The following is a 23,331-nucleotide window of genomic DNA, read 5'->3' on the forward strand; positions in this document are numbered from 1 at the left end:
CCTACACGCCGATGGTGCCGCCGTCCTTCCACACCGCTACCACCGACGGTCGCGGCTGCGAGGAACCGCCGTCGGGCCAGTGCGACGCGGGCTTGTCCGCCGAGGCGCCGTCGACCTCGCCCGGATGCTGCACGCAGACCATGACCCGCTTCTCGGTCACCACCGGTCCACAGGTCTCCGCTCCCTTGGGCACGGTGAGGAATTGCTTGGTCTCACCGCGCCGCTCGCCCTCGAGCACCACCGAGAACAGGCCGTCGTTGGATTTCAGCGCGTTGCCGTCGGTGGATATCCACAGGTTGCCGTAGGGGTCGAAGGCCAGGTTGTCCGGGCAGGAAATGGGGCTGACCTTGGTCTTGTCGAAGCCCGCGAAGTAGGTGTCGGCCGCCTGGGGATCGCCGCAGACCAGCAGCAATGACCAGGTGAACGCCGTGCCCCGGTGGTCGTCGGTGAGCTCGAGGATCTGACCGTTCTTGTTCTGGTTGCGCGGGTTCGCCTCGTCCGCGGCGGCCTTGCCCTCGGCGCCACGGTTGCTGTTGTTGGTGAGGGCCACGTATACCTTGCCGGTCTTCGGGTTCGGCTCGAAGTCCTCGGGGCGGTCCATCTTGGTGGCGCCCACCTTGTCGCCGGCCACCCGGGTGAACACCGCGACCTCCTCGGCGGACATGCCCTCGACCAGCGACGTGCCCTTGCCGTCGGCGGCGGTCTGCAGGATCGGAATCCACTGTCCCTTACCGGTGAATCCCTTGTCCGACGGCATCTTTCCGCTGCCGTCGACCTGATCCGGGTGATCGCCGGTCAGTTTCGCGACGTAGAGGGTGCCCTCGTCGAGGATCGTCATGTTGTGCTTGCGGGTCGCCGCCGTGTTGCCCTGCTGAATCTTCTTGGCGGAGACGAACTTGTACATGTACTCGAAGCGCTCGTCGTCGCCGGAGTACGCCACCACGGTGCCGTCGGACGTGACGTAGATGTTGGCGGACTCGTGCTTGAACCGGCCCAGGGCGGTGTGCTTGATCGGCGCCGCGGTCGGGTCCCAGGGGTCGAGTTCGACGATGTAGCCGAAGCGGTTCGACTCGTTGGGTTCCTGCGCCACGTCGAAGCGCTTGTCGAAACGCTCCCAGTGCCGCGGCATCTCGCCCTGGCCCGCGCCCGGATGCCCGAGGCCGTAGCGCTTGCCGCGGTCCTGCGCGACCGGGTCGGCCAGCACCCCGGCGAAGTACTGGTTGAAGTTCTCCTCGCCGGACAGCACCGTGCCCCACGGGGTGACTCCGCCGGAGCAATTGTTCAGTGTCCCCAGCACTTTCGTTCCGGTCGGGTCGGTGGAGGTCTTCAGCAGAGCGCTGCCCGCCGCCGGGCCGGTCACGGTGAATTCGGTGGTGCCGGTGACACGCCGGTTGTAGCGGCCGAGCACCGGGGTCAGCTTGCCCGACCCCGACTCGCCCTTCACCTCGACGACCGAAAGGCCGTGCGCCGCAAGGCTTATCTCGAATTGCTCGCGGGTCGGCGCGTCCGGGACGTAGCCGGTGAACATGTGCGGCTCGGTGGTGTATTCGTGGTTCACCACCAGCAGGTAGGAGTCGGACTGCCCCTCGATGGGCAGCAGTGCCGCGAAGTCGTTGTTGTAGCCGAACTGCTCGGCCTGCGCGGCCGCGGTCTGTTTACCGAAGTCGAAGGCCGGCGCGCCCGGGAGCACGGGATCGCCCCAGCGGATGACCACCGACTGTTGATAACCGTCGGGGGTCACCACCGCGTCCTGGGTATTGGGCGCCACGGCCGGGAAAGCCGTGCCCGTGCCGGGACTGCTGTTCCCGGCGGGCTCGGGCTCGTCGTCCCCGCAGGCCGCAAGGACCGTGCCCGCCCCGGCGGCCAGCACGACCGCCGCACTGCCCCGCAGCAACCGCCGGCGCGAGATCGACGCGACGATATCGCCGAAGTACTCACCGTCCGAGGTGTTGGGCACCTCGTGGAAACAGGCGTTTCCACACTTGTAGGCGCAGGTGGTCGAGGAGCGCGACGAGCGGCCGTCGTGCGTCACGAACAGAGACAAAGGCTTGAGATTCACAATCGCTCCTCGAATGGTCCGGCGATGCGCACGCTAAACGCATCGCGCGAGCCGCAGGAGACGAACGAGTGAACTTCCGACCAATTAGGCGACCCTCAGATCACAGCACCTGCGAGAGGAACTGCCGCAGCCGCGGGGTCCCGGCGTCGTCGAAAAGCCGCTCCGGCGCACCGGATTCGACCACGGTGCCCTGATCCATGAACACCACGCTGTCGGAAACCGAGCGGGCGAAACCCATCTCGTGCGTGACCACGATCATGGTCATGCCGCCCGCCGCCAGGTCCGCCATCAGCGCCAGCACGCCCTTGACCAGTTCGGGATCCAGCGCCGAGGTCGCCTCGTCGAACAGCATCAGCTCCGGTTTCATCGCCAGTGCCCGCGCGATGGCGACGCGCTGCTGCTGGCCGCCGGACAGATTGCCCGGGCGGGCGTCGGCGCGGGCGGCGAGGCCCACGGTCTCGAGCTGTTCGACCGCCACCGCGCGCGCCGCGTCCTTGGACAGGCCGCGCAGCTTGCGCGGGCCCAGCGCCACATTGTCCACAACGGTCATGTGCGGGAAGAGGTTGAAATGCTGGAACACCATGCCGATGCGCTGGCGCAGCTTGTCCGGATCCTCGCCGAGTACCGAGACGCCGTCGATGAGCACATCGCCGGAGTCCGGTTCGTGCAAGCGGTTCAGTACGCGCAGCAGCGAGGACTTGCCCGATCCGGACGGGCCGATCACGGTGGTGGTCTTCCCGGCGGCGACATGGATGTCGACACCGCGCAGCACCTCGTTGCCGCCCAGGGTGAGACGCAGATCGGTACCGGTCAGGGAGGAACTGCTCATGCTCCGCGTCCTTCCGTGACGACAGCCTGTTCGACGGGCTCGGCCGGATTCTCCCGCCGCCCGGTCCGCAGCCTGCGATCGATGTAGTTGACCAGATGGGTCAGCGGAATGGTCAGCAGCAGATAGACCAGACCGGCGGCGACCAGCGGGGACAGGTTGCCGGTCTGCGCGTTGAGGTCGCGCCCGACGGCGAACAGTTCGCGCTGCGAGGCCAGCAGGCCCAGGAAGTAGATCAGCGACGAATCCTTGATCAGCGCGATGAACTGGTTCATCAGCGCGGGCAGCACGCGGCGCACCCCCTGCGGAATCACCACCAGCGTCATCGCCTGCCGGTAGCCGAATCCGATGGCGCGGGCGGCCTCCAGCTGTCCGGCCTCCACCGACTGGATGCCGGACCGGAAGATCTCGCCGATGTAGGCGGCGGCCAGCAGTGCCAGCGCGACCGCGCCGAGCCAGTACGGGTTGTTGCCGGTGAGGTTCTTGACCACCGGCCCGATGCCGAGCCCGATCAGCAGAATGATCACCACCGCGGGCAGGCCGCGGAAGATATCGGTGTAAATCCTTGCGGGCCAGCGCAACCAGCGTGTCCGCGAGATACCGGCGACCGCCAGCAGCATGCCCAGCAGGGTGCCCAGCACGCCCGAAACCAGCGCCAGGATCAGGGTATTCGGCAGACCGGTCTTGACGAGGTCGGGAAAAGCCTTGCGGTACAGCGACCAATCGAAGAACGTGTCGCGCAGTTGCGCGAGCGTCGACTTCGGCGCCGACTGCGCGGTGGCGGTGTTCTGGTGCTCGGCGGCGATCTTGTCGAAGTCCGGCAGCTGCGGCAGCGGGGCCGCCTTGGAGCCCGGCTTCCAGCCCGGCGGGAAGGAGCGCGGCGCCCAGTCGGAGTAGAGCCTCGCGTAGGTCCCGTCGGCGATGACCGCGTCCAGGCCCGCGTTGAGGGCGTCGATGAGGGGCTGGTTGTTCTTGCGCACCGCCCAGGCGGTGAAGTTGTCCAGGCTGAAGGTGTTCTGGACGATCGAAGTCGAGTCGCCCGGCTTGACCGCGCCCGTGGCCTGCGCCGACGGCGCCACCCACGCGTCGATCTGCCCGGATTTCAGGTTCGCGTAGGCGGTGTTGTAGTCCGGGAACTTCACCGGATCGAGCTTCAAGGTGTTGACGACGTATTCGTCCTGCACCGTGCCCTGCACCACGCCGATCCGGACGCCGGATTTCAGGTCCGAGAAGCCCTTGACGGGGCTGCCGTTCTGGACGACCAGCGAGAAGTACCCGAAGTCGTAGCCGTTGGTGAAGCCGACCAGCTGGCGGCGCGCGTCGGTGGTGGTGATGCTCGACGAGCCGGCGTCGAAGCGACCGTTGGCCACCTGAGCCAGCAGGCCCGCGAACTCGGTGCCGGAAAACTCCACCTGCAGGCCGAGTTTCGCGCCGACCGCCTTCAGCAACTCGTTGTCGAATCCGGTGAATACGCCCTGGCCGTTCACGCAGATGCTCGGCGGGGCGTCCGACAGGGTGCCGACGCTCAGCTTGCCCGGTGTGAGCAGACCCAACTTGCCGATGTCGATGCCGTCCAGCGGGACGGTGCGCTCGGTGGTGAACCGGTCGGCGCCCGCATCGGGCCCCGTGGCCAGGTTGGCCGGGGCCGCCGAGGCCGACTCGACACCCGGCGGGGCGCACAATCCGCTGCTTGCCGATGAATTGCTGCTGTCCGAGCCGCAGGCCGTGAGGAACAGCAGACTCAGCACCGAAAACACCGCTAGCAGCGCACGGGATCGCGACACGGACGAACGGACCATAGGCGAGAACATTAGCCGGAAACCCTACCCATCAGTCGACCACGCCCCAGTGCAACACCCGCACGGTGAACAGCACCAACCCCAGCGACACCGTCGCCACCACGACCAGCCCGACCACCGCCACCGCCAGCGGCCGCCATCCGCTGCGGCCGAGTTCACGGAAATCGGTGTTGAGACCGACCCCGGCGAAGGTGAGCAGGAACGCCCACTTCGACACATTGCCCAGATTGGCGAGCTGCGGCTTGTCGATCCAGTGCACCGTCGCGAGCGCGGACACCGCCAGGAAGCCGAGCACGAACTTGGGGAACTTCGCCCACACGAACGCCGCCTTGGCGCGCAGTCCCGGGGCCAGCGTGTCGGCCTCGCCGCGCGCGGCCCAGTACAGGGCGAAGCCGAGCACCACGAACCCGATCAGCGCGTTGCGGGTCGATTTCACCAGCACCGCCAGCTTGCCCGCGGCGTCGGAGTAGGCGTAGCCGGTGGCGGTGGTCTCGGCGGTGTTGTCCACGGCCAGGCCCGCCCACAGGCCGAACTCGTGATCGGTCAGCCCGAGGCCGTGGCCGATCGCGGGCAGGGTGAACAGCGCCACCGCGCCAAGGGTCAGGATCGCCGCGATCGCGTAACCCACATCGGCGTTGCGGGCCCGGATGGCGCCGCGCGCGGCCACGATCGCCGACACCCCGCAGATCGAAGTGCCCACGGCCAGTAGCGAACCCAGCTTCCCGGACAGGCCAAGCAGCCGGGCGACGGTGAGGATGATCGCGCCCGCCACCGTCATATCGATGAGGATCAGCACGAAGCTGGTGCCGCCGAGTTTCGCGACGTCACCGAGCACGAAGCGGGAACCCAATGCGACGATGCCCACTTTGAGCCAGAACTCGTAGGTGCCGATGCCCGGCTTGAAGATCCGGGGCACGCCAACGGTATTGGCGATGATCAGCCCGAAAACGATGGCCCACAGCACGTATTCGATATCGGGAAAGCGCCAGTGGTGGTCGTGGGCCAAGTCGTTCACCCAGGTCTGGGTGTACTTGCCGAGCAGACCGACGGCGATCAGCAGGACGATACCCGGCAGATAGGCCAGCGCGCCGCGCAGTGCTCCGGATTCCGCTGCCGGAGTGGAGGTTTCGGTGGTCATCGAGTCACCACGGGATCTTCGGCAGCACGTCGGCGGCGGCGAGCAGCACGACGACCCCCGCGACGATCACCGCCCACCAGTCGACGCCGATCCGCCGCCATACCGAAGCGGACGCCGCCGCATCTTCCGGCGCGGGCGCAGCACCCGGTTCACTCATGGCCGAACTCCCTCATCGCGGCTGATCCCGGTGCATTCCCGCGACCAGCCGCCATGATGAACCGCATCACCTCCCGGGGGAAGTGATGGAATCAGCCCGATTCGATCGCCGAATCAGGCGATGCCGGTGACGGACTCAGGATTGAATTCGTCGCGCCAGCGGATGGCCTCGACCAGGGTGGAGAGGTCGTAGTCGGGACCGTCGGTGCCCACGGTGAAGGTGGTGGCGCCCGCGGCCACCAGGGCCGGGGCCTTGTCGGCGCCGGGCCAGTCCACCGAGCGCTCGATGTCCTCCGGGTCGGTGCCGACGGCCGCGCAATGGTCGGCGAGGATCTTCGACTTGCGTTCCAGCACATCGAGATCCGCGAAGGTGTGCCAGATGTCGCCGTACTCGGCGACCAGCCGCAGCGTCTTCTTCTCGCCGCCGCCACCGATGAGGATCGGGATGTCGCGCACCGGCTGCGGGTTGAGCTTCTTCAATCGGCTGTCGATGCGGGCCAGGTATTCCTTCAGCAGGTTCAGACGCGTTCCCGCCGTACCGAATTCGTAGCCGTACTCGTCGTAGTCCTTCTCGAACCAGCCCGCGCCGATGCCGAGGATCAGGCGGCCGCCGGAGATGTGGTCCACGGTGCGGGCCATGTCGGCCAGCAGATCCGGATTGCGGTAGCCGCCGCCGGTGACCAGCGCGCCCAGTTCGACCCGTTCGGTCTGCTCGGCGATGGCGCCGAGCATGGTCCAGCACTCGAAGTGCGCACCGTCGGGGTCGCCGTAGAGGGGATAGAAGTGGTCCCAGTTGAACACGATGTCGACGCCCGCATCCTCGGCGCGGAGCACGGCGTCGCGGATCAGTGCGTAGTCGGGGGCGTGCTGGGGCTGTAGTTGAACTCCGATCCGAACGGGTCGGGCCATAGCTCCTCCTCGCGGTGTCGATGCTTCGCAGGCGAGGCTACCCGTCCGGGCAGTAGGATTCCCGACTGCGGCCGCGCCGCACCACCCCTCTACTCGGATCGTCCGGCACGTTCCTGCCGGTGAAGGGATTGATTCACGATGGCCACGGTCACCTTCGACCGCGCGACCCGGCTGTACCCGGGCGCCACCGAACCCGCCGTCGACCAGCTGAACCTCGAGATCGCCGACGGCGAATTCCTGGTCCTGGTCGGTCCGTCTGGATGCGGCAAGTCCACCTCGCTGCGCATGCTCGCCGGGCTCGAGGACGTCGACGGCGGGCGCATCCTGATCGGCGACAAGGACGTCACCGCGGCCGAGCCCAAGGAACGCGACATCGCGATGGTGTTCCAGAACTACGCGCTCTACCCGCACATGACGGTCGCGGACAATATGGGTTTCGCGCTCAAGATGGCGAAGGTGGCCAAGACGGAGCGGGACCAGCGGGTGCGCGAGGCGGCCGCGCTGCTCGATCTCGAACAGTACCTGGACCGCAAGCCCAAGCAGCTGTCCGGCGGCCAGCGCCAGCGGGTGGCGATGGGCCGGGCGATCGTGCGGCAGCCGCAGGTGTTCCTGATGGACGAGCCGCTGTCGAACCTGGACGCCAAGCTCCGCGTGCAGACCCGCACCCAGATCGCACAGTTGCAGCGACGCCTCGGCACCACGACCGTCTACGTCACCCACGATCAGGTGGAGGCGATGACCATGGGCGACCGGGTGGCGGTGCTGAAAGACGGTCTGCTGCAACAGTGTGCGACGCCGCGCGACCTGTACCGGGATCCGGCGAATCTGTTCGTCGCGGGGTTCATGGGCTCTCCGGCGATGAACCTGTTCACGCTGCCGATCGAGGACGCGGGGGTGGTGCTGGGCGGTCACACGCTGCCGGTGCCGCGCACGGTCGCCGACGCCGTACGGGAAACCGTCGTGGTGGGCATCCGGCCGGAGCACTTCGACCTCGCCGGATCCGGTGACGGTATCGCGATGGAGGTCGACGTGGTCGAGGAACTCGGCTCCGACGCCTACATCTACGGCCGCACCCTCGGCGCGGACGGCGCCACGGGCACCGGCGAGACCATCGTGGCGCGGGCGGACTGGCGCAATCCGCCGGCCAAGGGCGAAAAGCTCTCCCTCACAGCGACTTCCGAGCACATCTACTTCTTCGCGCCGGAGGACGGCAGCCGCCTGAACTGACCCTCGAACGCGCCCTCGACGCCTCAGAGCGTCGAGGGCATTTCCCGCCTCCGCGCCGCTCGCCACTTCCGGTTGACGCGGATGCGGAGGTTCTCCAAGGGCACCTCGTTGCCCGACGCGCTGCGCACCTCGACGCGCACCGGCTCGCCCGTGGCGTCCTCGAGGCGCTCCAGCGGGGGTTCGCCGTCCTGGAGGTACTGGTCGCCCCACTGCCACAGCGCGAACACGACCGGTAGCAGGTCGCGGCCCTTGGTGGTCAGCACGTATTCGTCGCGGGTGCGCTTGCCGTCCTCGCGATAGGGCTGTTTGCGGAGCAGGCCGGCCTCGGTGAGCTTGCGCAGGGCGGCCGACGCGGCGGCGTCGGTGATACCCACACGGGCAGCGAAGCCGTCGAAACGCGTGGTGCCGTAGATCGTCTCCCGCAGAATGAGCAGCGCCGAGCGGGTGCCGACGATATCGAGCGCCTTGACGATCGAGCAATCGTCGGGCTTCCACGACCTCAGGTCACGCAAGGGTCCTTCCAGTACAGCCGCCATGAGATCGATCATAGCAATTCTGACTTGTGGCAACTATTGTCAGCTCGTAATCTGACTATAGAACGGTTTAGTTAGAAGATCGTTCGGTGGAGACCGCGGCGTCGCGGCACTCGGAAGGAACCGTCATGAGAGACGCAGTCATCGTCGAGGCAGTGCGCACCCCCATCGGCAAGGGAAAGCCGACCGGCGCCCTGCACGACGTGCATCCGGTGGACCTGCTCGCGCACAGCCTGCGCGAGGTGGTGCGGCGCAGCGGAGTGGATCCGGAGTTGATCGACGACGTGATCGGCGGCGTCGTCACGCAGGTCGGCGAGCAGGCCGTCAATATCACCCGCCGGGCCGCACTGGCCGCCGGCTACCCCGAATCGGTGCCCGCGACCACCGTCGATCGGCAGTGCGGCAGCAGCCAGCAGGCCATCCACTTCGCGGCGCAGGGCGTTATCGCGGGAGCCTACGACATGGTGGTCGCCGCCGGACTGGAATCGATGAGCCGGATCCCGATGGGCGCGAGCGTACTCGGCGCCACCGATCTCGACGGGGTCGCCTTCCGCGAGCGCTATCCGGAAGACCTTGTGCCACAGGGCATCAGCGCCGAGCTGATCGCCGCCCGCTGGGGGATCAGCCGCACCGCCATGGACGAGTTCTCCCTCGCCAGTCACGAAAAGGCCGCTGCCGCAACGAAGAACGGATCGTTCGAGGCGCAACTCGCCCCCATCGCCGGGCTGACCACCGACGAAGGCATCCGGGTCGGCAGCACCCTGGACACGCTCGCGGGCCTGCGACCGGCCTATTACAGCGAGGCGTACGCCGCCCGATTCCCCGAGATCGGCTGGAATGTCACCGCCGCCAACGCCAGCCAGATCAACGACGGCAGCGCGGCCGTACTCATCACGACCAGCGAGAAGGCCGCGCAGCTCGGCCTCACCCCGCTGGCTCGGCTGCACAGCTTCGCCGTGGCGGGCGACGATCCGCTGCTGATGCTGACCGCCGTCATCCCCGCCACGCGGAAGGTATTGCAGCGCGCCGGTTTACAGCTGTCCGACATCGACCTGATCGAGATCAACGAGGCGTTCGCGTCGGTGGTGCTGGCGTGGCAGCGCGAGACCAGCGCGGACCTGTCGCGGGTCAACGTGCACGGCGGGGCCATCGCGCTGGGACATCCGCTCGGTGCGTCCGGCGCCCGGCTGGCCACCACCCTCGTGCACGCCATGCGGGAACGCGGCGCGCGGTACGGGCTGCAAACCATGTGCGAGGCAGGGGGATTGGCCAACGCCACCGTCTTCGAACGGTTGTGACGCGGGCCGGGCGGCATCTCGCGTTCAGCCGGTGACCTGTCCGGCCAGCAACATGCCGGTGACGAACGAGGCGGGCACCAGCAGCAGCGCGAGCGCCGCCCACCACCACATGTACCAGCGCTTGACCGCCGCGACGACCACCATCACCAGTCCGCCGCCGAGGGCCGCCGCGGTGCCGCCCCATGAGACCAGGATGCCCCAGGTGGCGAACTCCTCGCGGCACCCGGTGCCGTAGCCGCACGGGTCGGTGGCCATGACGAAGAACGGGGTGAACGACGCCGCGCACACGCCGAGCAGGGCGGCGAGTGAGTACAGGACGATGGCCAGCACCAGATCCCACGTCCGGAGGGGCCGGGGCGCGGGCCGCATCGGCATCGGCATCGGCGGGTAGGCCATCGGGTCGGGGTAGGTCATCATGGTTCCAGCGTGGCCGACCGGCCGCGTCTCGGGATCCGCAGAACTACTCAGTCCGAGAACCGGGCCGAGGAGTTGCGGCTCGGCGCTGGTTAGGCTGCCGGGGTGAGCGAGCTGCTGGATCCCGAGTCCGCCTTCGTCTACGCGATTCCGCTGCGGACGCGCTTCCGCGGGATCACGGTGCGGGAGGGGATGCTGGTCGAGGGGCCGCTGGGGTGGGGTGAGTTCTGCCCGTTCCCGGAGTACGACGACCGGGAGGCGGCGAACTGGCTGGCCACCGCGGTCGAGCAGATCACCGAGGGGTGGCCGGCGCCGGTGCGGGAACGGATTCCGGTCAACTGCACGGTGCCCGCGGTCGGGCCCGAGCGGGCGCACGAGATCGTCGCCGGATCGGGCTGCCGCACGGCGAAGGTCAAGGTCGCCGACCATCCCGATGCCCTCGCCGAGGACCTCGAGCGAGTGGCGGCGGTCCGCGACGCCCTCGGACCCGGCGGGGCCGTGCGGATCGATGCCAACGCCGTGTGGGATGTGGATACGGCGGTCGCACACATCCGTCGAATCGACCGGGCCGCAGGCGGTTTGGAGTACGTCGAACAACCCTGCCGGACCATCGAGGAGCTGGCGGAGGTGCGCCGCCGGGTCGACGTCCGCATCGCCGCCGACGAATCCATCCGCCGCGCCGAGGATCCGCTGCGGGTAGCGGTCGCGGGGGCCGCCGACGTGGCCGTGCTGAAGTGCACTCCGCTCGGCGGCGTGCGCCGCGCGCTGCGGGTCGCCGAGGCCGCCGGGCTGCCCTGCGTGGTCTCCTCGGCACTGGAGACGAGCGTCGGACTGTCCGCTCAGCTCGCCCTCGCCGCCGCCCTGCCGGAGCTCGATTTCGCCTGCGGGCTGGGCACACTGCGCCTGTTCGACGGCGACGTCACGGCACAGCCTCTGCTCCCCGTCGACGGATTCCTCCCGGTACCGACGGTGCCGCCGCGGCCGGATCCCGAACTGCTGCAACGCTTCCGCCATCCGGACGCGGACCGGGTGCGCTGGTGGCGCTACCGTCTCGACCGCGTCCGCCGCCTATTGCCCTAGCTTCCGGCCTCGGCGGACACAATTCGCGCTGGGACGGCGAAATATGCCGCGACGGAGTGATTCGTGACCGCTCAGGCCGCAGGCGATCTCAGCACCAGGAAGCGTGCGGGCGGCAGACCTGCCAGCCGGTACCGTCCGCGTTCGGGACCGCGGTCCAGGTGGAGGCGCCCCTCTCGGTGCCCAGGGCGCGTTCGGGCTGCTGGGGACCGTTGTTGCCCCGGCGATACTCGCGCCTGTTGTCGCGGATCTCGTTCTGGCGGAGCTGATTCGTTTCGAGGTGGTGGTAGCCGCGGGGGTCGATGTGCCGCCAGCCGGTGGTGTCGCGCGGGTCGGCGGGGCCGCGGTCGGAGTGGCCCGCCCGCGCGCCCGGATCGGCGGTGGCGGCGCCGGCGGCGACCACGGAGCCGAGCGCGGCGGCGCCCGCGACCAGGGCCAGTGCGGCCGTCCGGGAAGCGCGGCGACCGGCCGTCGCGTCGGGGTGAGGTCTTCGGTCCGTCGCCGGATGTCGCCTCGGAAGTACACGTCGCATTGTCGGCCCCTTTGCCTCGTTGCTGTCGTGCGCTCTGTTCACCTGTACGGCAGAGCTCATCTACGTAGATTAATAGTACGTAGTTCGATCGTACGTACTTCGAACGTAGATCGCTCGTGGTTGTGGCTCGGGCCATAGGGGGAGGAAGGTCAGCCGAGGCGGACGCCGCAGCCCAGCATGGTGGTGCGTAGCAGCAGCGCGGCTTCCGGGCCGATCACGCCGTCCACCAGCTCCACGTAGCGAGAACAGAATTCGGGCCCGTGCGCGGCCGGTTCGGCGCCGCCGGGCTCCAGGTGATGTGCCACCTCGTGCAGGATCACCAGCTCCCGCAGCGCCCACGCGGCGCCGCGGGTGTGCAGCGGCACGGCCAGTACCGCGGTCTCGACCTCATAGTGCGCGGCCGACGCACCGGCCCGGGCTCGGACGGTCAACGGCCGTTGTGACCTTTCCCATTGCGCACGAACCCAATTCAGTGACAAGACACGATCTACGTAGGTCTGCACCGATTCCACCGAGGCGAAGCGCCGCTCGATCGGCAGGGTGAGTTGCGAGCCGTGCAGATCCACCGTCCGGGAGCCGTACTCGTCGGCGCGCTCGAACATTCGCCGCACCAGGCCCTCGGCGTCATAGACCTTGGCGCGCTGGGTATCTCGCGCACTCACCAGGCAATCCCCGCCCGCCCGCTCACCCGTCGCCCGAGCCGAGTTGCCCGCGAGCCGCGCCCAATTCGGGAGACGAACCCAGTCGCGCCGCGCGCCCCGCGCGGTCCCCGGCCCGCCGGGCGGCGGCGGAGTAGCCCGCCGACTCCTGCGGGCCGCGCCAGGTGCCGCGCGCCTCCGAGGTGCGGGTATAGAAGTCGTGCAGCTCGAGTTCCTTGTCGCGCAGGGCGAGTTCGGTGCCCGGAGCGGTGGTCGGCTCCGCGCGCACCTCGGCCTCCACGTCCGCGCGCACCTCGGCCAGCCGCTTGCCGACCCGGGCGGCGAAGGCCATCTGGAAGTTCAGCCGGGCCGTCACCGCCGCGACCGGGGCCTGCACGCGGCGCTGCACCTTACGGCCCCAACGGTTCTCGACGACGATCTTCTCCACCGTCGCCGACTTGTACCGGCCCGACTTGATGTACTGGTCGGAAGCCCGCACCATCTGCACCAGCAGGCTCGCGTACAGCGCCTCACAGGTGGCGATGTCGGTGTCGAAACCGTAGGCGTACACCTGCGTGGACGAGCGGGCCACATCGCAGCGCACATCGTTGGCCGCCGCGATCGCCACGAACAGCTGCACGTAGGTGCGCAGTCCGCGCTTACCGGCCGCGCCGATCGCAATCACCTTCTGCGTCGGCGTTTTCCGATGCTCGCGGCCGGCGATATGGGCGCGCGCCACCGTCAGGTCGATCGACGAACGGGTCGCCAGGCGCTGTGCGGCGGCGAGAAACGCCTCGGCCTCGTGCTCGTTGTCGGTCGACTCGGCCTGGCGGAGCAGCCCACCGATCCTTGTGAGCAGTTTGTCGTTTGTCAGCTGGGTCGACATCGAAGCCCAGGATAGAAGAACCGGCCGACACGACTCGCGCCGAACAATGTATCTTGCCTTGTGCAACCGGCTGAGTGTGCTGGCGCTCACGAGCACTCCTCGCTGGCGTTCGGCGTCACTCGTGCACCGGAGCGCGCTGTGTCGATGGTTCGCTCGCAAGCTCGCTCACGTCTCGACCCTGGAGTATCGATGGCTTTGAACAAGGTGTCGTCACGACGCTCGTCCCTGGTGTCACGCGCCGCGCTGGCCGCTGTTTCGGCCGCGCTGCTCACCGCGACCTTCACCAGTGCGTGCTCGAGCGGCGGGGGTAACGACGCCACCAGTCAGAATTTGAGTGGCCGCGGGCCCATCACCTACGTGGAGGGCAAGGACACCACCGAGTCGGGGGCGGTGAAGCAGCTCATCGAGCGCTGGAATGCCACGCACCCCGACGAGAAGGTGACATTCAAGGAACAGTCCAACGACGCCTCCCAGCAGTACGACGACCTGGCCCAGCACATGCGGGCCAAGCAGTCGGACTACGACGTGATGGCGCTGGACGTGCCGTGGACCGCCGAGTTCGCCGCGAAGGGCTGGATCCAGCCGCTGCAGGACTCCTTCGCCATCGACACCGCCATGCTGCTGTCGCCGACGGTCGCCAGCGCCACCTACAAGGGCACGCTCTACGCGGCCCCGCGCAACACCAACGGCGGGCTGCTGTACTACCGCAAGGACCTGGTGCCGAACCCACCGAAGACCTGGTCGGAGCTGCTGAACAACTGCGGCGCCGCGCGTGACCACCAGATCGGTTGCTACGCCGGGCAATTCGCCCCCTACGAGGGCCTCACCGTGAACTCGGCGGAGGTCATCAACGCCTTCGGCGGCACCTTCGTCGGCCCGGACGGCAAGACCCCGACCGTGAACAGCCCGCAGGCCCGCGCCGGGCTGCAGGTGCTCGTCGACGCCTACAAGAACGGGGAGATCCCGAAGGAGGCCATCTCCTTCAAGGAGCCCGAGAGCCAGAACGCCTTCGCCCAGGGCAAGCTGCTGTTCCTGCGCACCTGGCCGAACTTCTACGGCGTCGCCAACGCCGACTCCTCGGCGGTGAAGGGCAATGTCGGCGTCGCGCCGCTGCCGGGCAAGGACGGCATCGGCGCCTCCACCCTCGGTGGGTACAACGCGGCGATCAGCTCCTACTCCAAGCACAAGGCCACCGCGCTGGACTTCCTGCGCTTCATGATCAGCGAGGACGCCCAGCGCATCGTCGCCGAGGGCGCGTTCCCGCCGGTGCGCCAGTCGATGTACGACGACCCGGCCCTGATCGCGAAGTTCCCCTACCTGCCGGCGCTGAAGGATTCGATCGCCAGCGCGGTGCCGCGCCCGGTCACCCCCTACTATCCTGCGGTGTCGAAAGCCATCCAGGACAACGCTTATGCTGCGTTGACCGGAGCCAAGTCCGTCGACGACGCGATCACCGGCATGCAGAAGGGCATCCAGGCGGCCGGATCGTAGCCGCCGGAGAAGCACCCACCGAGCCAGCCCCGTAGGAGAGAAGAACGTGTCAGATCCTTCGGGAGCGACCGACCTCGCGCCGCCCGCCGCACCGGCGGAACCGACTCCGAGTCGGCGGTCCGGATCCCGAAGTATTCCGGCGCGGCCGTGGTTGTTCGTCGCACCCGTACTCGTGGCGCTGGCCGTCGTCATCGGCTACCCCGTGGTGCGGGCGGTGGTGATGTCCTTCCAGAAGGACTCGGGGCTCAACGACGCCACCGGGATGTTCGAGGACGGCGGGTTCGCCGGGTTCGGCAACTACACGCACTGGCTGCTGCAGCAGTGCACCCTGCCCGGCGGGAGCTACGAGGCCTGCCCCACCGGCAACCTGGGCTCGCAGTTCTGGGCGGCCATCGGCATCACGCTGCTGTTCACGGTGGTGACCGTGGCGCTGGAGGCGACCATCGGGCTCGGCATGGCCGTGGTGATGGGCAAGACCTTCCGCGGCCGGGCGCTGCTGCGGGCGGCCGTGCTGATCCCGTGGGCGATCCCGACCGCCGTCACGGCTCGGCTGTGGGAGTTCATGTTCCAGTACGACGGGGTGGTGAACCGGGTGCTCGGCACCCACATCCTGTGGCAGACCGACCCGTGGTGGTCGCGGTTCGCGGTGATCATCGCCGACGTCTGGAAGACCACGCCGTTCATGGCGCTGCTGATTCTGGCGGGGCTGCAAGTCATTCCGGGTGATGTGTACGAGGCGGCGCGGGTCGACGGCGCCTCGGCCCGGCAGCGCTTCATCCACATCACGCTGCCGCTGCTGAAACCGGCGCTGCTGGTCGCGGTGCTGTTCCGCACGATGGACGCGCTGCGGCTCTACGACCTGCCGGCGATCATGACGCAGGGCAACCCGGCGACGCGGACCATCTCGATCCTGGTGGTCGACCAGGTACGCCAGGGCCAGAACAGTGCCGCGGCGCTGTCGGTCATCACCTTCCTGTTGATCTTCGCGGTCGCCTTCGTACTGGTGAAGGTGCTGGGCGCCAATGCCGTCGCGACCCAGGAAGAACAGCGGAAGGCGCACTGATGACCACGCTTACCGACGCGCCCACCGGCGCCACCGCCGCCGCCCCCGTGCCGTGGACGAAGCGCCTGCGTTCGGCGCGGGTCTACGTCGGCGCGCTGATCGTGCTGGTGTGGGGGCTGGGACCGTTCTACTGGATGGTGGTCACGGCCTTCCGGGACCCGGCCTACACCTTCGACAACACGCCCTGGCCGACGCACGTCACGCTGGAGAACTTCCGCAATGCGTTCGACACCAGCCGCGGCAACGATTTCGGGCGGGCGGTCACCAACAGCATCATCATCGGCCTCGCCACCGCGGCCATCGCGCTGCTGATCGGGATGCTGGCCGCCTACGCCCTGGCCCGCCTCACGTTCCGGGGCAAGACCCTGGTGGCCGGGCTGGTGCTGAGCGCGTCGATGTTCCCCGTGGTGGTGCTGGTGACGCCGCTGTTCCAGCTGTTCACCGACATCGGCTGGATCGGCCACTACCAGGCGCTGATCATCCCGAACATCTCGTTCGTGCTGCCGCTGACGGTCTACATCCTGGCGTCGTTCTTCGCCGAGCTGCCCTGGGAACTCGAGGAAGCCGCGCGCATCGACGGCGCCTCCCGCTTCCAGGCCTTCCGCCTGATCATGCTCCCGCTGGCCGCGCCCGCCGTATTCACCACCGCCATCCTGGCCTTCATCGCCGCGGTGAACGAATACCTGCTGGCCCGCCTGCTGTCCTCGGACTCCACCGAACCCGTCACCGTCGCCATCGCCCGCTTCTCCGGCAACGACCCCCTGGTCCAGCCCTACGCCGCGATCATGGCCGCCGGCACCATAGTCACGGTCCCCCTAGTCATCATGGTCCTGCTCTTCCAGCGCCGCATCATCTCCGGATTGACCGCAGGCGGCGTCAAGAGCTGACAACCCGTGCTCTCGAACCAGTAGTCTGTGTTTCGATTGGGGTATTTGCGGTAGTTCGAGCTTTGTTCGGGTAGGTGTTCGTGCAATAGGTCCGGCATCTCAGGAGATGATCGTGAGTTCGATCCGTAAGCGACGGCACCACGACAATCGGAACGACGCCCCGTACGCCTCGGTCGCCGGATGGAACGATCCATCGAGTGGCACGGCGCGGCGGCAGCGCGAGCAGCAGTACCGGCTCCGGCGGCGGGGGCGGCCACCCACTCTCGAGACGCCGCAGGCCCGGCCGCCGCGCACGCGGGCGCAGCGGGTGCGGCGGCTGCTGCTGGCGCTGTTCGTGATCTTTCTGGTGTTTCCGGCGCTGCTGGCGACGCTGGCGTACTGGAGCGCCGAGATCCCGGATCCGGCGGCGGTGCAGACCAATCAGATCGCCACCATCACCGCCTCCGACGGCACCACGGTGCTCGCGAAAGTGGTTCCGCCGGAAGGCAATCGGACGCCGGTGCCGCTGTCGGACGTACCGCAGCCGGTCCGCGACGCGATGCTCTCGGCCGAGGACCGCAATTTCTACACCAATCCCGGCTATTCGGCCTCGGCGTTCCTGCGCGCGGCCCGCGACAACGTGCTGTCGCGCGACGACGCCGGTGGCGGGTCGACCATCACCCAGCAATACGTCAAGAACGCGTTCCTCAGCTCCGAGCGCACCCTGTCGCGCAAGATGCGGGAGCTGATCATCTCCGCGAAGATGGCGCGGCAGTGGAGCAAGGACGACATCCTCGCCGCCTACCTGAACACCATCTACTACGGCCGTGGCGCGTACGGCATCGCGGCGGCGGCCAAGGCGTATTTCGACAAGCCGGTGCCGGAGCTGACCCCGGCCGAGGGCGCGGTGCTGGCCGCGGTGGTGCGCACGCCGTCGATCCTCGACCCGGAAACCCATCTGCCGCAGCTGAAGTCGCGCTGGAACTACGTGCTCGACGGCATGGTCGAGATGGGCACGCTGCCGGCGGCGGAGCGGGCCGGGCTCCGGTTCCCGGACATCGCGCCGATCACGGTCGCGGCCGACGATGCCGCGCGCGGCCCGGCCGGACTGGTCCGCACCCAGGTGCTGCGCGAGTTGCGCGCGGCCGGGGTGAGCGAGCAGGAGATCAATACCGGGGCGCTGCAGGTGGTGACGACCATCGACGCGCGCGCCCAGCAGTCCGCGGTGGACGCCGTGCGCAACCGGCTCGGACCGCAGCCGCCGGAGTTGCGCGGCGCGGTGGTGTCGATCGATCCGCGTTCGGGTGCGGTGCGCGCCTACTACGGCGGTGACGACGGCGTCGGTTTCGATTTCGCTCAGGCCCCGTTGCAGACGGGTTCGTCGTTCAAGACGTTCGCGGTGCTGGCCGCGTTGCAACAGGGCGTCTCGCTGTCGTATCAGCTCGACAGCGGGCCGGTGACGGTGAACGGTGTCAAGGTCACCAATGTCGAGGGTGAGTCGTGCGGAACCTGTTCGCTCGCCGAGGCTTTCAAGCGCTCGCTGAACACCAGTTTCTATCGGCTCGCCGATGTGGTGGGCCCGCAGGCCATCGCCGATGCCGCGCACTTGGCCGGGATCCCGGACCAGATTCCGGGGGTGCCCGGCAAGACGCTCACCGAGGAGGGCGGCGGCACCCCGACGCCGTCGATCGTGCTGGGCGTCTATTCAGTGCGGCCCATCGATATGGCCTCGGCGTACGCGACGGTCGCGGCGTCGGGGGTATATCACCGGCCGTACTTCGTGCAGCGCGTCGTCGCCGGTGACGGCCGGGTGCTGCTGGACCGCGGCGCGCCGGGGCAGGGCCGGATGCCGCAGGGCGAACAGCGGCTGCCCAAGCACGTGGCCGACGGCGTCACACAGGCGATGCAGCCGATCGCGGCGTATTCGAACCGGCACGATCTGGCGGGGCGGCCGTCGGCGGCCAAGACGGGCACCACACAGCTGGGTGACACCGGCGCCAACAAGGACGCCTGGATGATCGGCTTCACGCCGTCGCTGTCCACGGCGGTGTGGGTGGGAACCGAACAGTCCCAGCCGATCCGCACCTCGCGCGACGCCCCGATCTACGGCTCCGGACTGCCCGCGGACATCTGGAAGCAGACCATGGACGGCGCGCTGGCCGGCAGCCCGGTCGAGCAGTTCCCCACGCCCGGTCCGGCCGCTTCGGCGGGCCCGCTGTTCGGCGGCCCGCCGGCGCCACCGACGGAGGCTCAGGGACCGTTCGATGTGCTCGCGCCGCCGTCGGACGGGCCGCCGGACCCGGTGATCGTGTTCCCGCCCGCACCCCCCGAGCCGGCGCCCGCACCGCCGGAACCGAGACAGGTCGAGATCTTCCCCGGTTTGAGCATCCCCGTGCCGGGCTGATGCGGAGGACACGCCGCATCGGTTGTGACAAAACGAATCCTCGTTGTGCGACCGTCGGCCAGTCGCCGCCGATAGGGTGGAGCCGGGTGCGAACCCGGTGCGCAGACCGCGTGGCCGCCGACGCGAACGGGCAGGTCTCGCGGAATCGATGACATGGCAAGGATCCGCCCGGATGATCATGGATGGTCCGAAACGATTCCGGATGGGTCGATATCCGACGGCGATGGCAGGATGCAGGAGGATGTGCGCACAGTGAGTAACCAGTCCGGCGTCGGTCCGAGCCGCGCGGGACGGCACACAGCACGAGACATAGGGGCGACACCGGTGGATTTCAATGTCGTTGACCGCCACGAGACGCTGGTGGCGGGGACGGTGCTACGGAGCCCGGCGCTGGCGGTCGAAGGACCGCGGCGGTTGCGGGTGGAGGAGGCGTGGAAGCGCAATCTGGCGCGCCCACTACCCGGCCCGCCGGCGACCGCGTACGTGGACCACGCACCGGAGATCGGATCGTATCTGACCCACATCGTCGGTTATCGCTGCGACAGCCTGGCCGACCTGCAGCCCGGTGACGTGCTTGCCCGAGTGCCGGCCGGCCGGTTCGCGCGGTTCATCCGCACCGGCGACGACCTCGGCGACACCATCGTGTCGCTGTGGCGCGCGGTGTGGGATCTGGAGGCGGCCGGTGCGCTGGTGCGCGCCTACACCGGCGATTTCGAGCACTATCCGGACGTGCGGACGGTCGAGGTGTTCGTCGCCCTGAAGGACGACGGCACGACCGGCGACGGCGACAAGTAGAGGGGGCACATCGTGGACTTCGAGATCGTCACGCTGGACGAGAGCCTGGTGGCCGGCCTCACCGTCCCGCTGGCGGGCCGCGAGGTGACCGCCCGCGACCTGGACCTGGTCAACTTCACCTGGGACCGGTACCTGTGCCGGGAGAAAAGCGTGCCCCGGGTGGCGGCCTACATCGGCCAACACGACCACGCCGTCGCGGTGCTCGGCTACGCGCTGGATTCGCTGGAGCAGCTCGATGTCGGCGATGTCATGACCCGCATACCGGCCGGGCGCTACGCCAAGTTCGTCGTCTCCGACAAGCCCTACGACCTGCTGCGCACGGCATGGGCACAGGTCGCCAAGGCGGAGAGCGCCGGAACCATCACCCGCTCACACACCGCGGAGGTCGAGCGCTACACCGGGCCGACGTCGGTCGAGGTATACGTCTCGCTGGACTAGTAGGGCGTAAAGCAAAGCCCGGCCGAATCATTCGGGCCGGGCTTTCCCTCGTCGCCGATACCGCTGTCGGCGGAAAAGCTGCTGCTATTCCGCTCCCACGATGAACGTTTCCAGCTCCGTGCGGGCGACGTCGTCGGCCATCTGCTTCGGCGGGGACTTCATCAGATAGGCCGAGGCCGGGAGGATCGGGCCGCCGAGGCCGCGGTCCTTGGCGATCTTGGCCGCGCGGATGGCGTCGATGATGATGCCCGCCGAGTTCGGCGAGTCCCACACCTCGAGCTTGTACTCCAGGTTCAGCGGCACGTCACCGAAGGCGCGACCCTCCAGCCGCACGTAGGCCCACTTGCGGTCGTCGAGCCAGCCGACGTGGTCGGATGGGCCGATGTGCACGTCGCCCGCGCCCAGCTCCTTCTTGAGGTTGCTGGTGACGGCCTGGGTCTTGGAGATCTTCTTGGACTCCAGCCGCTCCCGCTCGAGCATGTTCTTGAAGTCCATGTTGCCGCCGACGTTCAGCTGCATGGTGCGGTCCAGCTGCACGCCACGATCCTCGAACAACTTGGCCATCACGCGGTGCGTGATGGTGGCGCCGACCTGGCTCTTGATGTCGTCACCGACGATCGGGACGCCGGCGTCGGCGAACTTCTTCGCCCATACCGGGTCGGAGGCGATGAAGACCGGCAGCGCGTTCACGAACGCGGCGCCGGCGTCGATGGCGCACTGCGCGTAGAACTTGTCGGCCTCCTCGGAACCCACCGGGAGGTAGGACACCAGCACGTCGACCTTCGCGTCCTTCAGCACCTGGACGACATCGACCGCCTCGGCGTCGGACAGCTCGATGGTCTCCGCGTAGTACTTGCCGATGCCGTCCAGCGTCGGGCCGCGCTGCACGCCGACACCGCTCGGCGGCACGTCGGAAATCTTGATGGTGTTGTTCTCGCTGGCGAAGATCGCGTCCGACAGGTCGAATCCGACCTTCTTGGCGTCGACATCGAACGCGGCGACGAACTTCACGTCGCGCACGTGGTAGCGACCGAACTTGACATGCATGAGGCCGGGGACGGTCGCTTCCGCGTCCGCGTCCTTGTAGTACTGCACGCCCTGGACCAGCGAGGAGGCACAGTTGCCCACGCCCACGATGGCCACGCGAATCTCGGTGTCGGATGCGGCGCTCGCGCCGTGCTCAGCCGTGTTGACATCACTCATGGCCGATATTTCCCTCTTTCTGTGGTGCCGCCTTCATTGACTGCTCCGCTGCAATCAACTCGTTGAGCCAGCGCACTTCGCGCTCGCTTGATTCGAGCCCGAGCTGGTGGAGCTGGCGGGTATAGCGATCCAGGGTTCCGCTGGCCCGTTTGATCGCCTCCCGCAGACCTTCTCGGCGCTCTTCGACCTGCCGTCGTCTGCCCTCGAGGATCCGCATCCGCGCCTCGGCGGGAGTGCGGCTGAAGAAGGCGAGATGAACGCCGAAGCCGTCGTCGGTGTAGTTCTGCGGACCGGTGTCGGCGAGCAGTTCGCTGAACCGCTCGCGACCCGGTGCGGTCAGTTGGTAGACCCGGCGCGCCCGTCGGGTGACCGCGCCGGCGGGACTCTCCTCCGCGATCAACCCGTCGGCCTGCATGCGGCGCAGGGTCGGGTAGAGCGATCCGTAGGAGAAGGCTCGGAACGGTCCCAGCAGGCCCGTCAGCCGCTTGCGCAGCTCGTAGCCGTGCATGGGCGACTCCAGGAGCAGCCCGAGAATCGCCAACTCGAGCACGGGCCTCACCTCCTGACTGTTGTCTGCAGACCTAACCGGTAGATGCGATTCCAAACTATATCGGAGCGATACATTGCGCGATAGGTTTGTGTGCGACGACTCCCCCGCGCGCTCCGCCCGTCGTCCGGTTTGTCCCGGAATCGTCGAACGGGAGGGCAAACCGAGCGGTCGGACGGTGTTGGAGCCCACCCGTACGCGGGGCGCTCGATCGAACAGCGCGGCAGCGCTTGTCCGGTGTCCCCGCTACTCTGGGATGCGTGCGAATTCAGCGGCAGGTAGTGGACTATGCGCTCCGGCGCCGGTCGCTGCTGGCCGACGTCTATGCGGGCCGGGTGGGCGTCGCCGAGGTGTGCGATGCGAACCCGTATCTGCTGCGGGCGGCGAAGTTCCACGGGCGGGGGAGCGAGGTCACATGTCCCATCTGCAGGAAAGAGCAGTTGACTCTCGTATCGTGGGTCTACGGCGAGGGGCTGGGCCCGGTGGCGGGTTCGGCCCGCACGCCCGAGGAGTTGGTCCGGTTGGCCGAGTCCCGCGAGGAGTTCACGGTGCACGTCGTCGAGGTGTGCCGCACCTGCAGCTGGAATCATCTGGTGCAGTCCTACGTACTCGGGCACTCGCCGACGCCTCGTCGCCGGCGTACCGGCACCCGTCGGACCGCCGCCGAGTGATGGGCACCGCCGACTGAAATGCGGAGCACAGGTGTGCCCGCCCGCGATCGATCGCCGGGAGGCGTAGCAGGCAGCGTGCGTAACCGCGTAGGCTCCCGCTTCGATCCCCAATCGAACAGCGCAACGATCGCAACGAGCTACCCGGACCGTTTCGAGTTATGGAGATCCAGGCTGTGACTTCGCCCCACGACGATGGCCCCCACGGTGAGCGACCCCCACGCGGCACGCAACCGCGGCCCGGCGGCTACCCGCCGCCTCGGCCGTCCGGCCCGCCGCCCGGGCGTCCGCTACCGCCGGTCCGTCCGGGGCAGGGTCCCGGCCCGGCGCCCCGCGGCACGGGTGGTCCGCCGCCCCGCCGCCC

23 protein-coding genes are annotated in these 23,331 nt (G+C 68.4%); 10 read left to right on the plus strand and 13 right to left on the minus strand.

Going from position 1 to position 23,331, the window contains the following annotated elements:
• Position 1 precedes the first annotated feature (1 nt).
• The 6 genes from QH470_RS28255 to QH470_RS28280 all read right to left on the minus strand — a co-directional run bounded on the left by QH470_RS28255 (position 2) and on the right by QH470_RS28280 (position 6,887).
• Entirely contained in the window at positions 2–2,059 is a 2,058-nt protein-coding gene (locus QH470_RS28255; RefSeq protein ID WP_280275398.1) for a PhoX family protein, read from the minus strand.
• A 100-nt stretch (positions 2,060–2,159) separates the two neighbouring features.
• Positions 2,160–2,888, minus strand: a complete 729-nt coding sequence (locus tag QH470_RS28260) for an amino acid ABC transporter ATP-binding protein (RefSeq protein ID WP_280275399.1) — start codon at positions 2,886–2,888, stop codon at positions 2,160–2,162.
• The gene (locus QH470_RS28265; protein ID WP_280275400.1) at positions 2,885–4,684 is read right to left on the minus strand and encodes an ABC transporter substrate-binding protein/permease; all 1,800 of its coding nucleotides are present in this window, start codon (positions 4,682–4,684) and stop codon (positions 2,885–2,887) included. Before QH470_RS28265 ends, QH470_RS28260 begins: the two co-directional genes overlap by 4 nt.
• Before the next feature lie 31 nt (positions 4,685–4,715).
• Entirely contained in the window at positions 4,716–5,822 is a 1,107-nt protein-coding gene (locus tag QH470_RS28270; protein ID WP_280275401.1) for a YeiH family protein, read from the minus strand.
• A 4-nt stretch (positions 5,823–5,826) separates the two neighbouring features.
• Positions 5,827–5,979 carry a hypothetical protein gene (locus QH470_RS28275; protein ID WP_280275402.1) on the minus strand — a complete coding sequence of 51 codons (153 nt, stop codon included), beginning with the start codon at positions 5,977–5,979 and terminating at the stop codon, positions 5,827–5,829.
• Positions 5,980–6,092: 113 nt separating this feature from the next.
• Positions 6,093–6,887 (minus strand): LLM class F420-dependent oxidoreductase, encoded by a 795-nt coding sequence (locus QH470_RS28280; RefSeq protein ID WP_280275403.1) that lies wholly within the window; start codon positions 6,885–6,887, stop codon positions 6,093–6,095.
• A 138-nt stretch (positions 6,888–7,025) separates the two neighbouring features.
• On the opposite strand from QH470_RS28280, the gene QH470_RS28285 reads away from it, so the two are divergent.
• Positions 7,026–8,114, plus strand: coding sequence for an ABC transporter ATP-binding protein (locus tag QH470_RS28285; RefSeq protein WP_280275404.1), 1,089 nt, complete (start codon positions 7,026–7,028; stop codon positions 8,112–8,114).
• A gap of 23 nt (positions 8,115–8,137) precedes the next feature.
• On the opposite strand, the gene QH470_RS28290 is transcribed toward QH470_RS28285, so the two are convergent.
• Positions 8,138–8,650 (minus strand): winged helix-turn-helix transcriptional regulator, encoded by a 513-nt coding sequence (locus tag QH470_RS28290; protein ID WP_425302798.1) that lies wholly within the window; start codon positions 8,648–8,650, stop codon positions 8,138–8,140.
• A 125-nt stretch (positions 8,651–8,775) separates the two neighbouring features.
• On the opposite strand from QH470_RS28290, the gene QH470_RS28295 reads away from it, so the two are divergent.
• Positions 8,776–9,945, plus strand: coding sequence for a thiolase family protein (locus QH470_RS28295; protein ID WP_280275406.1), 1,170 nt, complete (start codon positions 8,776–8,778; stop codon positions 9,943–9,945).
• A gap of 24 nt (positions 9,946–9,969) precedes the next feature.
• On the opposite strand, the gene QH470_RS28300 is transcribed toward QH470_RS28295, so the two are convergent.
• Positions 9,970–10,362 carry a hypothetical protein gene (locus QH470_RS28300; RefSeq protein ID WP_280275407.1) on the minus strand — a complete coding sequence of 131 codons (393 nt, stop codon included), beginning with the start codon at positions 10,360–10,362 and terminating at the stop codon, positions 9,970–9,972.
• A 102-nt stretch (positions 10,363–10,464) separates the two neighbouring features.
• Here QH470_RS28300 and QH470_RS28305 point away from each other — a divergent pair, with 102 nt between their 5' ends.
• A complete protein-coding gene (locus tag QH470_RS28305) occupies positions 10,465–11,439 on the plus strand; it encodes an o-succinylbenzoate synthase (protein WP_280275408.1) in 975 nt (324 codons plus the stop codon).
• An 88-nt stretch (positions 11,440–11,527) separates the two neighbouring features.
• Here QH470_RS28305 and QH470_RS28310 read toward each other — a convergent pair whose 3' ends face one another.
• From QH470_RS28310 to QH470_RS28320, 3 genes are all read right to left on the minus strand, one after another.
• Positions 11,528–11,968: a hypothetical protein gene (locus tag QH470_RS28310; RefSeq protein WP_280275409.1), complete on the minus strand. Its 441-nt coding sequence runs from the start codon at positions 11,966–11,968 to the stop codon at positions 11,528–11,530.
• A 149-nt stretch (positions 11,969–12,117) separates the two neighbouring features.
• Positions 12,118–12,630 (minus strand): TIGR04338 family metallohydrolase, encoded by a 513-nt coding sequence (locus tag QH470_RS28315; RefSeq protein ID WP_425302799.1) that lies wholly within the window; start codon positions 12,628–12,630, stop codon positions 12,118–12,120.
• 22 nt (positions 12,631–12,652) lie between these two features.
• Positions 12,653–13,480 carry a DUF2786 domain-containing protein gene (locus QH470_RS28320; RefSeq protein ID WP_280275419.1) on the minus strand — a complete coding sequence of 276 codons (828 nt, stop codon included), beginning with the start codon at positions 13,478–13,480 and terminating at the stop codon, positions 12,653–12,655.
• 201 nt (positions 13,481–13,681) lie between these two features.
• On the opposite strand from QH470_RS28320, the gene QH470_RS28325 reads away from it, so the two are divergent.
• The 6 genes from QH470_RS28325 (at position 13,682) to QH470_RS28350 (ending at position 20,549) form a co-directional block, all read left to right on the plus strand.
• A complete protein-coding gene (locus tag QH470_RS28325) occupies positions 13,682–14,983 on the plus strand; it encodes an ABC transporter substrate-binding protein (protein ID WP_280275410.1) in 1,302 nt (433 codons plus the stop codon).
• 133 nt (positions 14,984–15,116) lie between these two features.
• Positions 15,117–16,046 carry a carbohydrate ABC transporter permease gene (locus QH470_RS28330; RefSeq protein ID WP_425302800.1) on the plus strand — a complete coding sequence of 310 codons (930 nt, stop codon included), beginning with the start codon at positions 15,117–15,119 and terminating at the stop codon, positions 16,044–16,046.
• Positions 16,046–16,933, plus strand: coding sequence for a carbohydrate ABC transporter permease (locus tag QH470_RS28335; RefSeq protein WP_280275412.1), 888 nt, complete (start codon positions 16,046–16,048; stop codon positions 16,931–16,933). Before QH470_RS28330 ends, QH470_RS28335 begins: the two co-directional genes overlap by 1 nt.
• Before the next feature lie 106 nt (positions 16,934–17,039).
• On the plus strand, positions 17,040–19,316 hold the full coding sequence (locus QH470_RS28340) for a transglycosylase domain-containing protein (RefSeq protein WP_280275413.1): 2,277 nt from the start codon (positions 17,040–17,042) through the stop codon (positions 19,314–19,316).
• Between the two features lie 324 nt (positions 19,317–19,640).
• On the plus strand, positions 19,641–20,111 hold the full coding sequence (locus QH470_RS28345) for a GyrI-like domain-containing protein (RefSeq protein ID WP_280275414.1): 471 nt from the start codon (positions 19,641–19,643) through the stop codon (positions 20,109–20,111).
• Positions 20,112–20,123: 12 nt separating this feature from the next.
• Positions 20,124–20,549, plus strand: coding sequence for a GyrI-like domain-containing protein (locus QH470_RS28350; protein ID WP_187685859.1), 426 nt, complete (start codon positions 20,124–20,126; stop codon positions 20,547–20,549).
• An 84-nt stretch (positions 20,550–20,633) separates the two neighbouring features.
• Here QH470_RS28350 and QH470_RS28355 read toward each other — a convergent pair whose 3' ends face one another.
• Both QH470_RS28355 and QH470_RS28360 read right to left on the minus strand, forming a co-directional pair.
• Positions 20,634–21,752 carry an inositol-3-phosphate synthase gene (locus QH470_RS28355; RefSeq protein WP_280275415.1) on the minus strand — a complete coding sequence of 373 codons (1,119 nt, stop codon included), beginning with the start codon at positions 21,750–21,752 and terminating at the stop codon, positions 20,634–20,636.
• Complete coding sequence (locus QH470_RS28360; RefSeq protein ID WP_280275416.1) at positions 21,745–22,302, minus strand: PadR family transcriptional regulator; 558 nt, start codon at positions 22,300–22,302, stop codon at positions 21,745–21,747. Before QH470_RS28360 ends, QH470_RS28355 begins: the two co-directional genes overlap by 8 nt.
• 257 nt (positions 22,303–22,559) lie before the next feature.
• Here QH470_RS28360 and QH470_RS28365 point away from each other — a divergent pair, with 257 nt between their 5' ends.
• Positions 22,560–22,970, plus strand: coding sequence for a DUF5318 domain-containing protein (locus QH470_RS28365; RefSeq protein ID WP_400180729.1), 411 nt, complete (start codon positions 22,560–22,562; stop codon positions 22,968–22,970).
• Positions 22,971–23,331 lie beyond the last annotated feature (361 nt).

The sequence above is a fragment of the Nocardia wallacei genome, from assembly GCF_029868745.1.
GTDB lineage: Bacteria > Actinomycetota > Actinomycetes > Mycobacteriales > Mycobacteriaceae > Nocardia > Nocardia wallacei_B.